Below are 14,872 nucleotides of genomic sequence, written 5' to 3' on the forward strand. Positions count from 1 at the left end.
GGCCTAGCCTGATCGCGTGTTGATCGGCGTGAACGTCCCGAACTTCGGTCCCGGCACCAGCCCGGCCGTGCTGCGCGACTGGGCGCGGACGGTGGAGGGCCTGGGCTTCGACCTGCTCATGGTGTCCGACCACGTGGTGGTGACGCCCGATGTGGCCGAGCAGTACCCGGCGCCGTTCTACGAGCCGTTCACCACGCTGTCCTGGCTGGCCGGGGTCACCGAGCGGATCAGGCTGGGCACGACCGTGCTGATCGCGCCCTACCGCCATCCGCTGCTGGTCGCGCGGATGGCGGCGAACCTGAGTGAGCTGAGCGGCGACCGGCTTGTGCTCGGGGTGGGGATCGGCTGGGCGCGCCAGGAGTTCGAGGTACTCGGGGTCCCGTTCCACCGCCGGGGAGCGCTGACCGACGAGCTGATCACAACCGTGCGCGAGGCGTGGCGGGACGCGGGTTACCGCGCTGGCCGGATCCCGATCTGGGTGGGCGGGCACAGCGACGGGGCGCTGCGGCGCGCGGTCCGGCTCGGCGACGCCTGGCACCCGCTGCGACAGACACTCGGGCAGTGGCGGGAGTCCTTGGCGCGGCTGGCAAAGGTCGCCGCCGCCGAGGAACGGCCGCTGCCCGAGCTGACGCCGCGCATCCTGCTCCGGCTGACCGACGAGCCACTCGCGGACCGGCGGCTGGGTGAGGGCACGCTCGATCAGGTCGTCGGCGATCTGGAACTGCTCCGCGCGGACGGCGCGCGGGCCGTGGTGCTGGACCCGTTCCCCGGCGACCCGGAACAGACGCGGCATCCGGCGGCCGCCTGGCACGCACTGGCCGCGGTACGAAAGGAATTCCGGTGAACGAGGAACACTTGCGGCGGGCCATCACGCTGGCGGCCGAGGCTCGGGCTGGTGGAAACCCGCCGTTCGGGTCACTGCTGGTCGGTCCGGACGGATCGGTGCTCGCGGAGGAACGCAACTCCAGCCTCACCGACAACGACATCACCGCCCACCCCGAGCTGAAGCTGGCCCGCTGGGCTGCCCAGTCGCTGGACGCGGCCACGGCCGCCGGCACCACGATGTACACCAGCTGCCAGCCGTGCGGGATGTGCGCGGGCGCGTTGGCGCGGTCGGGGATCGGGCAGGTGGTGTTCGCGCTGTCGGGCGAGCAGCTCAACGGGTTGAAGACCTCCGGCGGCTTCGCCGAGGTGCCGAGCGACGGGCCGTACCTGTACGAGGAGGCGAAAGTCCCGGTCGAGGGGTACTACGCCTAGGACCGCACGCCAGTGGTCAGACGGGTGGCCAGTCCCGTAGGGCGCACGCCGCGGGGCTCGGCGCCGTCTTCGGCTGGCCGCCGTGCGATGCTGAGGATGTCCAGCGGTGGCTATCGTGGACTGATGCGTGAAACACCCCAAGAACTCACTGAACTCCAGGCCCTGCTTGACGCCTCGCTGGCCCGCTCCACCGATCACCTCCGTTCGATCGTCGCCGAGCGCACTATGACCGCCGAGCAGCTCACCCAGATCCTGGTCGGCATGTGCACCCTCGCCCTGTCCACCGTGACGGCGAAGGGCGAGCCGCGGATCAGCGGCGTGGACGGGCACTTCCTGCATGGCAAGTGGTACTTCGGCACCGCACGCAGCGCCGCCAAGGCCCGCCACCTCGCGGCCCGCCCCGCCGCCAGCGTCGCGCACATGCGCGGCGAGGACCTGGGAGTGTTCACGCACGGCACGGTGGAGATCCTCAACCCCGAGAACGACGAGCCGGCCGCGGACTGGCCAGACCTGCTCGCGTACTTCAAGGACTTCTACGACGATCAGACCGAGTGGGACAAGGACGTGTTCTACTACCGGCTGCGTCCGCACTGGATGACCGTCTACGCCCCCGACGCCGCGAAGCTCACCGCCAAGGCTTCCTGACGGTGGGCTCCCGCCGCAAGTTCGCCATCTGATCAGCTGTCAACGGGTTCAGGTACCGCTGAAACCCTTGTCCAGCACGGGTTACGCCTCGCTATGTTCGGATGGAATCCGATCTTGGGGAGGCAGACATGCGCATGTCCAAGCTTGCCGCCGCCGCTGCGGCGCTGGCCCTGACCGCCACCGGGCTGTTCGCGGGGGCCGCGAGCGCCGCGCCAGCGGCGGACCCGTGCGGCTACTTCGAACGCGGCGCCGACGCGCTGTACAACCACTGTCCCCACGACGAGTGGCCGGTCGAGGTCTACATCGACAACCACGACGGCTCCAAGCGGCAGACCTGCGTGAACACCGGCACCACCAAGATCGGTGAGGCCAGGGTCATCTACTTCGCCTGGTCCAACCGGAGCGCCTGCCGGGTCTGACACCTGCGGGTGAGCCGGTTCCCACCACAGCGGGAACCGGCGCACCCGGTTCCGGACGACCCTTGCCCTGACCGGCGTTGAGGGGAGTCAGGATGATCGGGACAATGGTGGTGGCGGCGTTGCTGGCGCTGCCGGGAGCGCCAGGAGCGGCCTCGGTGAGCGGGACGGCGCTGATCCACATGCACGACCCGGAGAGCGTGTTCGAGGTGACCGTGGCCGCCAGAGGTGACGCGGGGACGATCCGGGTCGCGCATCACTTCCAGGGCGAATCGGGCTGGCTGACCGGAACCGTGGACTGCGTGCGCACCGGGGGGCCGGTGGGCGTGGTGACCGGGAAGGTCGACCAGGTGCACCGGATCGGGTGGCTCAAGCCGGGGGACCGGTTCAGCCTGAGCGTGTACGACCACGGGCGGCGGGACCGGATCGGCATGGCCTGGCAGGCGGAGGCGGCGCACTGCCTCGGCCCGGCCCCGGACCGGGCGATCACCGGCGGGAACCTCAAGGTCGGGGCCGCGGCACCGGACTAGACTCCGGGCACATGGGACTGGGGGGACCGGAGACCGTGGCCGTGGGCGTGCCGCCCGAGCTGACTCTGCTGGGCCGGGTTTCCTTCCGCGGCAACGAGATCACCGGCCCGCGGATCCACGCACTGCTCGCGTTACTGGCCGGGGACCTGCGGTCCGGACGCGGTGTGGGCTCGCTGGTCGCGGGGTTGTGGCCGGAGGTCCGGCCCGAGCACCCGGTGAAGGCGGTGCAGATCCTGGTGTCCCGGGCGCGGGCACAGCTCGGCGCGGAGGTCATCGCCAGCACGCCGACCGGGTACCGGCTGGCACTGGGCGAATCGCGGGTGGACGCGGCCGCGGTACTGGTCCACGCCGAGGCCGCCCGCCGGTGCGCGCTGGCCGGGGAACACCTGGCGGCGCTGACCGCGGCGGAGGCCGGATTGGCGCTGTGCCAGGGGATCGAGCCCGCGGACGGGGACGATCCCCTGGCCAGGCTGCGGACCGAGCGGGCGGCCACGGGGGTGGAGCTGGGCCGGGTCCGGGCGATGGCGCTGGCGCGGCTGGGCCGGTTCGCCGCGGCGGTGGGACCGCTGAGCGAGCTGGCCGGGCAGTGGCCACGGGATGAGGAACTGCTCCTGGAACTGCTGCGCGCCGAACAGGCCACCACCGGGGTGTCCGCGGCAGTGGCCCGGTACGAGCACTACCGGCGCGGATTGCGCGCGGAACTGGGCACCGAGCCGGGCGAGGCACTGCGACGGCTGCACGGTGAGTTGCTGCGGGCTACCCAGCCCGCGGTGCGGCGTGGCGTGCCGCACGAGCCGAATCCGTTGCTGGGACGGGAAGAGGACCTCGCGCGGGTGGCCGAACTGCTGCGCGGATCCAGGGTCACCTCGATCGTCGGCACCGGCGGACTCGGCAAGACCAGGCTGGCCTACGCGGTCAGCCGGGCCGCCGGGCACCGCCTGGTGCAGGTGGTCGGACTGGCCGGGATCGGCGCGGAGGAGGAGGTCGCGCTCACCGTGGCCGCCGCCCTCGGCGCGGACCGCGCCGACCCGGTGCGCGGGATCGCCAGGGTCCTGGCAGGCGGATCGGCGTTGCTGGTGCTGGACAACTGCGAGCACGTGGTGCGCGGAGTCGCCGAACTGGTGCGCGCACTGGTCGCGCTGACCCCCGAGGCCCGGTTCCTGACCACCACCCGCACCCCGCTCGGCCTGTCCTCCGAGGCGGTCTACCCGCTGCCCGAACTGAGCCCGGCGGCCACCGTGCAGCTGTTCACCCAGCGGGCCCGCGCGGCCCGGCCCACGGTGCCACTGCCCGCGGACACCGTGGCCGAGCTGTGCCAGCGCCTGGACGGCCTGCCGCTGGCCGTGGAACTGGCCGCGGCCAGGGTCCGGGTGCTCTCGGTGCCCGAGATCGCCCGCCGCCTGGACGACCGCTTTTCCTTGCTGGCCGGGGGATCCCGGGACGCCCCGCCCCGCCACCACACCCTGCGCGCCGCCCTGGACTGGAGCTGGACGCTGCTCGAACCCGCCGGCCAGGCCGCGCTGCGGGCGCTGTCGATCTTCCCTGGCGGGTTCACCGCGACCAGCGCGGCCGAGTTGCTCGGTGCGCCGGATGTGCTTGCCGTGCTGGAACACCTGGTCGACCAGTCGCTGCTGAAGGTGGTCGACACGCCACAGGGCGCGCGGTTCCGGATGCTGGCCGCGGTGCGCGAGTTCGGTGCCGCCCAACGCGTGGAGGCGGGGGAGCGGCAGCAGGTCAGCGCCGGATTCCTGCGCTGGGCCACCGGATTCGGCCGCCGCCACCACGAGGCGGTGTTCCAGGACGACCCGGCCGAGACGGCCGAACTGATCCGCGCCGAACAGGACAACCTCACCCACGCGCTGCGCCTGGCGGTGGAACTGGCCGACGGTCCGGCCACCGCGGCCGCGACCGCCCTGCTGGCCGCCCTGGGCCTGCTGGACAACAACCTCCTCCGGCTGCTGCAGGTGGTCGAACTGTCCGGTCCGGTGCTCGGCCGTTACCGCCCGTCCCCGGAGCTGGCCGAACTCACCCGGACCGCGCTGACCCTGTGCTCGCTCTACAACTTCCAGGGCAGCGGCCTGCGTGCCGGGCGGGCCCTGCTGGCCCTGCGCCTGCTGCCACCCGGACCGCCGGACTCGCCGATCCGCGCCTTCGCCCAGGTGCTGACCGTCCTGGTCGAGGTCAGCGGCGCGGACGACCCGCTGCTGCGGGCGCTGTGCGAACGCCCGGAGCCACTGCTGGCCGCGGCCGCGGAATTCCTGGCCGGCTACCTGTGGGAGCGCGACGGCGTGCCGGAACGGGCCTTGCGCTGCACGGAGAAGATGCTGGCCGCGCTCCCCGGCGGGGTCCCGTTGCTGGTGGTGCTGGCCCGCGGCCGGCTGGCCGAACTGCACCTGCAACTCGACCGCGCCGACCTCGCGCTGACCCAGCTGCGCACCGCGCTGGCCGAACTGGACACGCTGCGGCTGAGCCCGGACTTCGTCGGCACCAGGGCCGGATTGATGCTGGCCAGCCTGCACCTGGGCGCGCTGGAGGAGGCCGAAGGGTGGTCGCCCCCGGCCGGACCCGGCGACCAGGCCGACTACCAGGAGGGCTTCCGGCTCGGCGTGCGCGCGGAGATCCTGTTGTCCCGCGGCGAGATCGAGATCGCCCTGCGCCAGTACCGCGACCTCGCGGGCCCGGCCGAACCACCCGCGGTGGAGCCCTGGGCGTTGCTGGCCCAGGGGGTCGCGGTGGTGGCACACGCTCAGCACGGGCGCCTGGACCAGGTGGCCGGGCTGGTCCAGGCGCTGCCCGCGCGGCTCTCGGCGTTGCTGGCCACCCCGGCCGGGCCGGGCACCAAGGTGGAGGAGTTCCCGGCGGCCGGGGTGCTGCTGGTGGCGCTGGCGCTGGTGCGGCTGGACCGCGGTGACCCGGCGGTGGCCGCCCGGCTGATCGCGCTGGCCGAACGGTTCCGGTACTCCCGCGCGTTCCAGCCGACCATGTCCGCCGAGCGGATCAGGGACACCGCGGTGCGGGCCGATCCGGCGGCCTACGCCGAGGCGGTGCTGGCCTACGCGGGCCGCTCGCAACACGAGCTGCAGGCGGCGGCCCGCGCGCTGGTCGAGCTGTGTCTCACCGGGTGAGCAGCGGCAGTGTGCGCACGCCCAGGGTTTCCGGGTTGGGCATGAACTCGGCCGGGCGGTCCGGATCGGTGCGCAGGTCCGGGAACCGGTCGAACAGGATGTCCAGCACCACCCGCCCCTCCAGCCGGGCCAGCGGGGCGCCAAGGCAGAAGTGCATGCCCCGGCCCCAGGCCAGGTGCGGGTTCGGGTCCCGGCCCGCGTCGAAGCCGTGCGGGTCGGTGAACACCCGCGGATCGCGGTTGGCCGCCGCGGTCCACATCCGCACCATCTGCCCTGCCGGGATCGTCTCGGCGCCGACCTGGACATCGGCGGTGGTGACCCGGTAACCGGTGGCGAACGGGCTGAGCATCCGCACCGCCTCCTCGATGGCCAGCGGGATCAGCGACCGGTCGGCCCGCACCCGCGCGCCCTGCTCCGGGTTGGCGTCCAGCAGCAGCACGGTGTTGCCCAGCATCATGGTGGTGGTGATGTGCCCGGCCAGCAGCAGCAGGCAGCCGAAGGTGGAGACCTGCCGGTCGGAGAGCCGCTCGCCGTCGACTTCGGCCTGCACCAGCTCGGTGAGCAGGTCGGCGCGTGGCTTGCGGCGGCGTTCGGCGGCGTGCTCGGTCATGTACGCGCCGAGTTGCCTGGTCAGCTCGTACTGCCGCTGACCGATCGCCTGCTGGGCCTCGGCGTCCTCGGGGTTGAGCGAGAGTTGCATATCGCCGCTGAAGCGCTCGTCCACCCAGGACCGGAACATCTCCTTGTCACCGCTGGGCACCCCGAGCAGATCGGCGATGATCGTCACCGGCAGCGGGTAGGCCAGCTCCGCCACCCACTCGAAACCGTCCCGCCCTTCCACCTCATCCAGCATCCGGTGCGCGAGCTGGGCGATCCGGGGCTCCAGATCGGCCACGGTTTTCGGCGTGAACGCATGGCTGATCAGCCTTTTCAGCTGGCGGTGGGCGGGCGCGTCGGTCTGCAGCAGGTTGCCGTCGTTGAACTCCGCGGCCGCCTCCTCCCCGGCGAGCAGCTTGAGGGTGTTGGCGGAGAAGTTCTGGTTGTCCCCGAGCACCTGGACGATCTCGGCGTGAGTGAAGACCTCCCACAGGCCCAGCTGGGCGTTGAAGCGGACGGACTCCTCGGGCTGCTCGCCGCGCATCCACGGGAACTGCTGGTGCACGGTGGTCAGGACGGAATTCGTGGTCATGCCGCCGAGGTTGGCGGCCACCGGTTTCACCGTGGTTTCAGCGCGGCTTCCCTGGCGGCTGGTTGACCGGTCGCGGCCGGATCGCTAACCTCGGCCCTTGTTCCAACCAATCGATTGGTTGGAACCAGGGCCGAAAGGGGTAACGTGCGGGACGGTGGGTGGGAGCCCAGACGGCTGGCGGCGGTGGCGGTGGCGCTGCCGGACGGGGTCACGCCGTCCGGGACGCGCGGGCGGATCCTGCACGCCGCACTCGGCCTGTTCGCGGAGTGGGGATTCCACGGCACCTCGATCCGCAAGATCGGCGCGGCCGTGGGCATCAACTCCGCCACGCTCTACGCGCACTACCCGTCCAAGGAACAGGTGCTGGCCGACCTGGTCCAGATCGGGCACGCCGAGTTGCACCACCGGCTCACCGAGGCGGTGCGCGCGGGCGGCGCCCCGGCCGAGCGGCTGGCCGCGCTGATGCGCGCGCACGTGCTGGCACACACCGATTTCCCGCTGCTCTCGGTGGTGACCAACAGTGAACTGCACGCGCTTTCCGCCGAGCTGGCCGCACCGGCGCTGGCGCTGGGCGTGGCCTCCGAACGGCTGCTGCTCGACGTGCTGGCCGCGGGCATCGAGGACGGCAGCTTCGACCTGCCCGATGTGCGGCTGGCCGCCCGTGCGATCGGCGGCATGGGGCAGCGGGTCGGGAACTGGTTCGGCCCCGACCAGCCACACACCCGCACCCAGGTGGCCGAGGCGTTCGTGAGCTTCGCCCTGCGCATCGCCGGGATCACCACCCCGATCCCGCCAGCCTGACCCCCAGACCCCGGCACCACCCAGGAGAGCGCCCGACCATGGACACCCTCGTCAGCACCCGGCACGGCGACGTCCGCGGGACCCGCACCGCGGCCGGCATCCTCGCGTTCAAGGGCATCCCCTACGCCGCGCCCCCGGTCGGCCCGAACCGGTTCCAGCCGTCACGCCCACCGCAGACCTGGTCCACGCCGCGGGATGCCACCGAATACGGCCCGACCGCCCCGCAGACCCCGCCGGAAGACCCCGCGCTGGCCCTGCTGCCCCGGGTGGTGATCCCCGGCGAGGACTACCTCAACCTCAACGTCTGGACCGCGGGCACCGAGGACCGTCGCCCGGTGATGGTCTTCATCCACGGCGGCTCGTTCACCGGCGGATCCGGCTCGGTGCCCTGTTACGACGGCGCCGCCTTCGCCAGGGACGGCGTGGTGCTGGTGACCATCAACTACCGGCTCGGCGCCGACGGGTTCCTGTGGTTCGGCCAGGGCGCGCCCAACCTCGGGCTGCTGGACCAGATCGCCGCCCTGGCCTGGGTCCGGGACAACATCGCCGCATTCGGCGGCGACCCGGCCAACGTCACCATCTTCGGCGAGTCCGCCGGTGGGATGAGCGTGTGCACCCTGCTGGCGATGCCCGCCGCCCGCGGACTGTTCCACCGCGCCATCGCCCAATCCGGCGCGGGCCACTCGGTGATCAGCCCGGCCACCGCCGCACTCATCGGCACCCGGCTGGCCCAGATCCTGGGCGTGGCGCCCAGCCGGGAGGCGATCGCCGAGGTCGAACCGGCCCGGCTGGCGGCGGCCCAGGAACAGCTGGGCCAGGAGGTGGTGGCCAAGCCGGATCCCGCGCTGTGGGGCGAGGTGACCCGCAACCTCATGCCGTTCGAACCGGTCGTCGACGGCGACCTGCTCTCCGCGCCGCCACACGAGTGCATCGCCGCCGGCGCCGGCGCGGACATCGACATCCTGATCGGCAGCAACACCGAGGAAGCCCGGCTGTTCCTGGTGCCCACCGGCCTGCTCGGCCTGGCCCCCGAACCGTTCCTGCTCGCCGCCGCGGCGGGCTACCGGCTGCCCGCCGAGGGCCTGGATCGCTACCGCGCCAACCGGCCGGGGGCGAGTCCTGGCGAGCTGGTGGCCGCCATCATGACCGACTGGTTCTACCGGATCCCGTTGCTGCGCATCGCCGAGACGCACCCCAGCACGCACGTGTACGAGTTCGCCTGGCGTTCCCCGGCCTACGACGGCACGCTCGGCGCCTGCCACGCCGTCGAACTGGGATTCGTCTTCGACACCCTGGCCGATCCCGGGCTGGCCCGGATCCTGGGTGACCAGGCCCCGCAGGCACTGGCCGATGCCCTGCACCGGGCCTGGATCGACTTCGCCACCACCGGCGATCCCGGCTGGCCCGCCTACCGCCCGGACAACCGGGTCAGCAAGCGCTTCGACACCGTCCCGGCGATCACCACCGACGACCGGGCAGACGAACGGGCGGTCTGGGACGGTCACCGCTGACGGCAGACCGCCACGGCTGGAACACTGTGCGGGACAACGGGGTGAGGGGTATCGGATGTACGAGCAGGCCGCGCACCGAGGTATCGACTGGCTGCTGTCCCAGCTCAAGCCGGACGGCTCCTACGGCCAGACCGACCTCGCCTGCTACTACAAGTCCCCCTCGGCCCTGGCCCTGGCCGGGCACCCACGCCAGGCCCGCCGCCTGCTGGCGGTCGCGGTCGAGCGGTTCCGCACCGAGGACGGCGACTTCGTCACCAGCGCGGGCGTGAAGAGCGCGAACCCGATCTTCGGCGAGTTCTGGTCCTACCCCAACGGCTGGCTGGCCCTGGGCGCGGCCAGACTCGGCTGGCTGGGCGTGGCCCACCAGGCCTACGCGCACCTGCGGAAGTACCGGACGCCCGAAGGCGCGTTCAGCGCCAACGAATCCGGCATCCCGGACGCCATCAGCACCGCCCACCTGGGCTACCTGGCGCTGACCCTCGGCGACCTCGACACCGCGGCGAACGCGGCCACCTGGCTGTTCCACCTGCTCGCCCAGCCGGATCCGGCCGCCCGGTTCTACCTGCGCACCGACGAGAACGGCCCGCGCCAGTCCGACGACTCGCCACTGCACGTGCTCACCACCGGCGCCCCGGACCAGCCCTACTTCATGATCGGCTACCCGCTGGCCTTCCTGACCCGCCTGCACCAGGTCAGCGGGCACCCGGACCACCTGGTCGCGGCGCAGGGCTACGCCGAGTACGCGCACCTGTGCGGCGAAAACCTCATCGGCACCGCGTTCAGCCACAAGGTCGGCTGGGGCGCGGCGATCCTGGCCCGGCACACCGGCGACCAGCGCCATCGGGCACTGGCCACCGGCATCGCCGACCACCTGCTGTCGCTCCAGGGCCCCGACGGGAACTGGTCCCCGGACGGCCCGGCGCACGCCACCTTCGACGACACCGCCGAGATCGCGCACTGGCTACTGGAGATCGCCGCCGAACTCCCCGCCTAGGACCCGCACCCCAACTCACCGTCCACAACGGCCAACACGGTGCGTGGGTTGGATCCTGGTCAGAAGGCGGGAACCTTCGTTGTCGAGGCGTTCCCGCCGACCACCGGGGTCAGCGTGATCTGCCAGTGTGCGTTCGCGCTGAAGGGCTGGTCGAACTTCTCGAACGCGCAGTCCCTGGTGAACCCGCGCCGCTTGCCGTCCCAGTCGGCGCCGGACTTGAAGTAGACCTCGTAGGTCCCGGCCAGGCTGGACAGGGTGGCCTTCGACTTGGCCCGCACGTAGATCGTGGCCCGCGGGTTGTCCGGCTTGCCCACCACCGCCGACACCGCGATATCCGCGTCGCCGTCGTTGCTGATCTCCAGCCGGGCCCGGCCCTTGGGCCCGCTGCGGTGCACCACCTCGCCGTTCTTGGCCTGCCGGTTCTGCTCCGCCGGGTCTTCCGGCTCGGCCGGGATCAGGTTGCCCAGCTTGAGGTTCTGCTTGTCCAGCTCCTCGGCCACCCCGGTCAGCGCGGTGTGCAGCGCGGTCCGCACGTACCGCTTCGCCTGGGCCAGATGGACTTCCGGCCCCGGCGCGACCCCGCATTCGTTCGCCTCGACCTCCGGCTTGGGCGTGACCCGCAACTGCGGCGACACCGCGATGAACGCGGCGAACCGGGTGTGCGCCTGCTTCGCCGCGGCCGGCGGCACGATCTTGTCGATCTCACCGCGTCTGACGTCGAGCAACTTGGCCAGTTCCTCCCGCGCCGCGGCCAGGTCCTCGACCGATCCGGCCCCGCTGATCCGCTCGATCAGCGGCCGCGCCGCCTGCTCCACCCCGGTCAGCACCGCCTGGTACTCCGGCACCGACATCCCGGCCACCGTGGCCGAGGTGCTCGGCGGAGTGCTCCCCTCCCCGGCCCCACACCCGGTCACGGCCACCAGCACCCCGGTCACCACAGCGATCACGGGCAGCCTGCTACCCAGCACGATTCCCAAATCCCCCACCCCCACTGAACTTTCAAGTGGCGGCAGCCTATCGGGGTTGGCCTACTGGAATCGGCCTTCGTGTCCGGTTCGTGCCCAACGTCGAGTTGGCCAAAGTGGTACGCCCGGTTGGGCCAACTATGCGTACGACTTGGGCCAACTCGACTGGCTCAGGGTGGTTCGCCGGCGCGTACGGCCAGGCCGCCGGGCTCAACCCGCCTGCCGTCCTTGGTGACAAAGCACAACTCGACCTCTTCGCCGGTCTCCGCGTCGGTGTAGACCGGCGTGGTCCCGGCCTTCACCGGCCGGTGCTCCTGACCCCAGCGGGCCAGTCCGGCCAGCACGAACACCAGGTCCCGGCCCGCCGGGGTGAGCACGTACTCCTCGCGGGCCCTGGCCCCGGTCACCTGGTAGGCGCGCCGCTCCAGCACGCCTTCGTGCACCAGCGCGGCCAGCCGGTTGGCCAGCACATCCGGCGCCACGCCGAGGTTCTTGCGGAAGTCGGAGAAGCGGGTGCGGCCCCAGAAGGCCTCCCGCGTGATCATCAGGACCCATTTCTCGCCGAGCAGGTCAACGCCGCGGGCCACCGCGCACCGCGCCTGCCTGCTGATCGCCTGCGTCATGGGGCAGAGGCTACCCCACTGGGTTGGCCACTCCTATTTAGTGGTCTAGATTGGAGAGACCTACTCAGAGGGGTTGTCATGGATCTGCACGATCGAGCGGGCGTGGTCACCGGAGCCGGCAGCGGGATCGGCCGGGCGCTGGCGGTGGAACTGGGCCGGGTCGACCTGCTGGTCAACAACGCCGGCAACGTGCGGGCCGGCCGCCTGGAACAGCACGAGATCCGCGATGTGCACGCGATGATCGACCTCAACCTCACCGCGCCGATCCTGCTCACCCGCGCCCTGCTGCCCGCCCTGCGCGCGGCGGCGCCCGGCAACGGCGGGCTGATCCTCAACATCGCCAGCGGCATGGCCCTGCTCGGCCTGCCCTTCTACGGCGTCTACGCCGCGACCAAGGCCGGTCTGGCCCGGTTCGGCGAATCGCTGCGCCGCGAGCTGCACGGCACCGGTCTGCACGTGGCCACCTCCTACCCGGGCGCCACCGACACCGACATGATGACCAGCACCGAGGCGGGGGAGGAGTACGGCATGGGCCTGCGCCCCCTGGCCGAGGTGGTCGGCGAGATCATCGCCGCGCTGGCAGCCGGCACGCACGAGATCAACACCAGCACGCCCGCCCGGCAGGAGGTCCAGCGGCGCAACGCGATCGACCCGCTGGCCGTGGACGCCCTGCTCGCGCCCAGACTGCCCGGCTTCGAGCACGCCGTGCGCAACCACCGCACCACCTGACCCGCTCAGCGCTGGGCGATCCCGGCGAGCACCCGCGGGCTGAGGTGGTGCCGCAGCTCGCCTGACAGGTCGGCCTGGGCGTGCCGGGACGCGAACCGCCACCGGCCGTCCAGCCGCTGGAAGGTGTCCCGGTACCGCCCGGCCGCGATGATCTGCAACGGCAGCTCCGGCGTCGCCTGCAGCACGGTGAAGTAGGCGCGGGCCGTCGCCGTGCCCGCCTCCTCATCCACCTCGATCACGATGTTGGTGGTGACGTGCTTGGTCCGCGGCGTGCCGTCCGGGTAGACCACCAGCATCTCCCGGAACTTCGCCGTGACCGCCGCCGCACCGCGCGCCTCGCTGCCATCGCGGAAGGACCCGTCCGCGAACAACGCGCCGACCTGGTCGAACTCACCCGCGTCCACCTGTTCGGCATAGCGCAGCATCAGGTGCTCAATTGCCCGCTCACTGGAAATACCCATGAACGGAGGCTACCCTCCGCTTAGGCGGTGAACCAGGGGAGGACCCATGCGGGCGGACGCCCAGCGCAACCGCGACCGCCTCGTCGCCGAGGCCAGGACCGCCTTCCTGGCCGCCGGGACCACCGCCTCACTGGAGGAGATCGCCCGCCGGGCCGGCGTCGGCATCGGCACCCTGTACCGGCACTTCCCGGCCAGGGGCGACCTGGTCGACGCGGTCTTCCACGGCGAGGCCCAGGCCCTGCTCACCCTGGCCGCCGACCTGCGCACCGCCGACCCGTTCGCCGACCTGGCTGCCTGGCTGCGCGCGGTGCTGACCCGGCACCGCGCCTGCCTGGCCATCGCCCAGGCCACGGGGGAGTCCCAGGCGAGCCTGGCCGACCTGAGACAGCCGGTGGAACAGGCGGGCGCGGACCTGCTGGCCCGTGCCCAACAAGCAGGTTCCGCCCGCCCGGACGCCCAGGTCCGCGACCTGATGCGGCTGGCAACCGCGATCGGCCTGGTCGCCGACGAACACCCGGCCGAACCGGGCCTGGCCGACCGGCTGCTCAGCCTGGCCGTGGACGGCCTGCGCGCCCGCTGACCCTCAGCGGCCCTTGCGCTTGATCTTGATATCCCGCATGTCGGTGACCGCCACCTTGTACCCCTCGCGCACCGGAAGCCCGTGCGCGGCAAGCACATCCAGGGCCTTCAGCTCGGCGACCTCGTCATCGTCGTCCGGCTCGGCGGCCAGCTGGCAGCGGAAGGTGAACACGGTCGCGCCCGGATCGTGGCTGAACGCTCCCGCCTCGGTGAACCCAATCCCACTGGCCGCGGCCAGCGCCGCGCGCTGCGCCTCGGACAGCGGCTCGAACTTCCCGCGGATACTGACCCGAAACACCACTCTGTCCTCTCGTACGGCATAACCCAGCACTCGATCCCCGAGCACGTCCTGCACCCCGTCCAGCAGCCGGAGCACCGCGGCGGCGATGGTCGCCGGCCGCTGCCCGGCCACCGTGCGCCGCCCGATCTCGCCGAAGACCAGCGCGTGCGCCCAGCCGATCTGCCCGGCCACCAGCCGGGGCAGCAGCCCACGGTCCCCGGTCTCCCGAACCAGTTGCGCGGCAAGCGAATCCACCATCTCCGCGCCCAGCCGCTCCAGCCGGGCGGCCAGGGTCGGCGCGGCCAGCATCATCGGCAGCACCCGGCCGAAGCCCTCGGTGAGCCCGGCCGCCCGGTCCCGCCGCCGCACCTCGGCCCGCAGCTGCGCGAGCACGGCCCGCGCCGCCGACATCCCGGCAGGCCGGACCCGCACGATCTCGGTCAGCCGGTCCGGCGAGGCCTGATCCGGCGGCAGCACCAGGTCTTCCTTGGCCGGGAAGTAGTTGTAGACGGTGTTCACCGAGACCTCCGCCGCCTCGGCGACCTCGGCGACGGTCACCCGGTCGAAACCCCGGGCCACGAACAGCTCCAGCGCCACCTCGGTGATCCGGCGCGCGGTCTGCCGCTTCTTCCGCTCACGCAGCCCCGGGGTGCTCACCGTCGAAGTGAAACACACCCCAAACTTGCAGTGCACCCCACTATTCGTCCCCGTTGCCAAACCCACGACCAGGGGATGTGTGCCCGCTCGCCGTAACCGATCCAGCCGAA

16 protein-coding genes are annotated in these 14,872 nt (G+C 72.1%); 11 read left to right on the plus strand and 5 right to left on the minus strand.

Going from position 1 to position 14,872, the window contains the following annotated elements:
* The first annotated feature begins 16 nt into the window (after nucleotides 1-16).
* From ACTOWY_RS23460 to ACTOWY_RS23485, 6 genes are all read left to right on the plus strand, one after another.
* Nucleotides 17-844, plus strand: coding sequence for an LLM class flavin-dependent oxidoreductase (locus tag ACTOWY_RS23460; RefSeq protein ID WP_441311808.1), 828 nt, complete (start codon nucleotides 17-19; stop codon nucleotides 842-844).
* The gene (locus ACTOWY_RS23465; protein WP_441311809.1) at nucleotides 841-1,257 is read left to right on the plus strand and encodes a nucleoside deaminase; all 417 of its coding nucleotides are present in this window, start codon (nucleotides 841-843) and stop codon (nucleotides 1,255-1,257) included. Before ACTOWY_RS23460 ends, ACTOWY_RS23465 begins: the two co-directional genes overlap by 4 nt.
* Before the next feature lie 123 nt (nucleotides 1,258-1,380).
* The gene (locus ACTOWY_RS23470; protein WP_441311810.1) at nucleotides 1,381-1,902 is read left to right on the plus strand and encodes a pyridoxamine 5'-phosphate oxidase family protein; all 522 of its coding nucleotides are present in this window, start codon (nucleotides 1,381-1,383) and stop codon (nucleotides 1,900-1,902) included.
* 128 nt (nucleotides 1,903-2,030) lie between these two features.
* Nucleotides 2,031-2,321 (plus strand): DUF6355 family natural product biosynthesis protein, encoded by a 291-nt coding sequence (locus ACTOWY_RS23475; protein WP_441311811.1) that lies wholly within the window; start codon nucleotides 2,031-2,033, stop codon nucleotides 2,319-2,321.
* A gap of 92 nt (nucleotides 2,322-2,413) precedes the next feature.
* Entirely contained in the window at nucleotides 2,414-2,848 is a 435-nt protein-coding gene (locus ACTOWY_RS23480; RefSeq protein WP_441311812.1) for a hypothetical protein, read from the plus strand.
* A gap of 11 nt (nucleotides 2,849-2,859) precedes the next feature.
* Nucleotides 2,860-5,973: an ATP-binding protein gene (locus ACTOWY_RS23485; protein ID WP_441311813.1), complete on the plus strand. Its 3,114-nt coding sequence runs from the start codon at nucleotides 2,860-2,862 to the stop codon at nucleotides 5,971-5,973.
* Here the strand turns inward: ACTOWY_RS23485 and ACTOWY_RS23490 are convergent.
* Nucleotides 5,963-7,162 carry a cytochrome P450 gene (locus tag ACTOWY_RS23490; protein ID WP_441311814.1) on the minus strand — a complete coding sequence of 400 codons (1,200 nt, stop codon included), beginning with the start codon at nucleotides 7,160-7,162 and terminating at the stop codon, nucleotides 5,963-5,965. The two genes, ACTOWY_RS23485 and ACTOWY_RS23490, sit on opposite strands and share 11 nt — an antisense overlap.
* A 144-nt stretch (nucleotides 7,163-7,306) precedes the next feature.
* On the opposite strand from ACTOWY_RS23490, the gene ACTOWY_RS23495 reads away from it, so the two are divergent.
* The 3 genes from ACTOWY_RS23495 to ACTOWY_RS23505 are packed head-to-tail and all read left to right on the plus strand — an operon-like array spanning nucleotide 7,307 to nucleotide 10,468.
* Nucleotides 7,307-7,963 carry a TetR/AcrR family transcriptional regulator gene (locus ACTOWY_RS23495; RefSeq protein ID WP_441311815.1) on the plus strand — a complete coding sequence of 219 codons (657 nt, stop codon included), beginning with the start codon at nucleotides 7,307-7,309 and terminating at the stop codon, nucleotides 7,961-7,963.
* Between the two features lie 38 nt (nucleotides 7,964-8,001).
* Nucleotides 8,002-9,474 (plus strand): carboxylesterase/lipase family protein, encoded by a 1,473-nt coding sequence (locus tag ACTOWY_RS23500; RefSeq protein WP_441311816.1) that lies wholly within the window; start codon nucleotides 8,002-8,004, stop codon nucleotides 9,472-9,474.
* Nucleotides 9,475-9,529: 55 nt separating this feature from the next.
* The gene (locus ACTOWY_RS23505) at nucleotides 9,530-10,468 is read left to right on the plus strand and encodes a hypothetical protein (RefSeq protein ID WP_441311817.1); all 939 of its coding nucleotides are present in this window, start codon (nucleotides 9,530-9,532) and stop codon (nucleotides 10,466-10,468) included.
* Between the two features lie 59 nt (nucleotides 10,469-10,527).
* Here the strand turns inward: ACTOWY_RS23505 and ACTOWY_RS23510 are convergent, their stop codons facing one another.
* Together ACTOWY_RS23510 and ACTOWY_RS23515 are read right to left on the minus strand one after the other, a co-directional pair.
* Complete coding sequence (locus ACTOWY_RS23510; RefSeq protein ID WP_441311818.1) at nucleotides 10,528-11,415, minus strand: hypothetical protein; 888 nt, start codon at nucleotides 11,413-11,415, stop codon at nucleotides 10,528-10,530.
* Nucleotides 11,416-11,603: 188 nt separating this feature from the next.
* Nucleotides 11,604-12,056 carry a winged helix-turn-helix transcriptional regulator gene (locus tag ACTOWY_RS23515; protein ID WP_441311819.1) on the minus strand — a complete coding sequence of 151 codons (453 nt, stop codon included), beginning with the start codon at nucleotides 12,054-12,056 and terminating at the stop codon, nucleotides 11,604-11,606.
* A 78-nt stretch (nucleotides 12,057-12,134) separates the two neighbouring features.
* Between ACTOWY_RS23515 and ACTOWY_RS23520 the strand changes: the two genes are divergently transcribed.
* Nucleotides 12,135-12,785 (plus strand): SDR family NAD(P)-dependent oxidoreductase, encoded by a 651-nt coding sequence (locus tag ACTOWY_RS23520; RefSeq protein ID WP_441311820.1) that lies wholly within the window; start codon nucleotides 12,135-12,137, stop codon nucleotides 12,783-12,785.
* Nucleotides 12,786-12,790: 5 nt separating this feature from the next.
* On the opposite strand, the gene ACTOWY_RS23525 is transcribed toward ACTOWY_RS23520, so the two are convergent.
* Nucleotides 12,791-13,246, minus strand: coding sequence for a nuclear transport factor 2 family protein (locus tag ACTOWY_RS23525; RefSeq protein WP_441311821.1), 456 nt, complete (start codon nucleotides 13,244-13,246; stop codon nucleotides 12,791-12,793).
* A gap of 46 nt (nucleotides 13,247-13,292) precedes the next feature.
* Between ACTOWY_RS23525 and ACTOWY_RS23530 the strand changes: the two genes are divergently transcribed.
* Nucleotides 13,293-13,826, plus strand: coding sequence for a TetR/AcrR family transcriptional regulator (locus ACTOWY_RS23530; RefSeq protein WP_441311822.1), 534 nt, complete (start codon nucleotides 13,293-13,295; stop codon nucleotides 13,824-13,826).
* Between the two features lie 3 nt (nucleotides 13,827-13,829).
* Here ACTOWY_RS23530 and ACTOWY_RS23535 read toward each other — a convergent pair whose 3' ends face one another.
* The gene (locus tag ACTOWY_RS23535; RefSeq protein WP_441311823.1) at nucleotides 13,830-14,762 is read right to left on the minus strand and encodes a DUF6204 family protein; all 933 of its coding nucleotides are present in this window, start codon (nucleotides 14,760-14,762) and stop codon (nucleotides 13,830-13,832) included.
* Nucleotides 14,763-14,872 lie beyond the last annotated feature (110 nt).

This window comes from Crossiella sp. CA198 (assembly GCF_052078295.1).
In the GTDB taxonomy this organism is placed as follows: Bacteria; Actinomycetota; Actinomycetes; order Mycobacteriales; family Pseudonocardiaceae; genus Crossiella.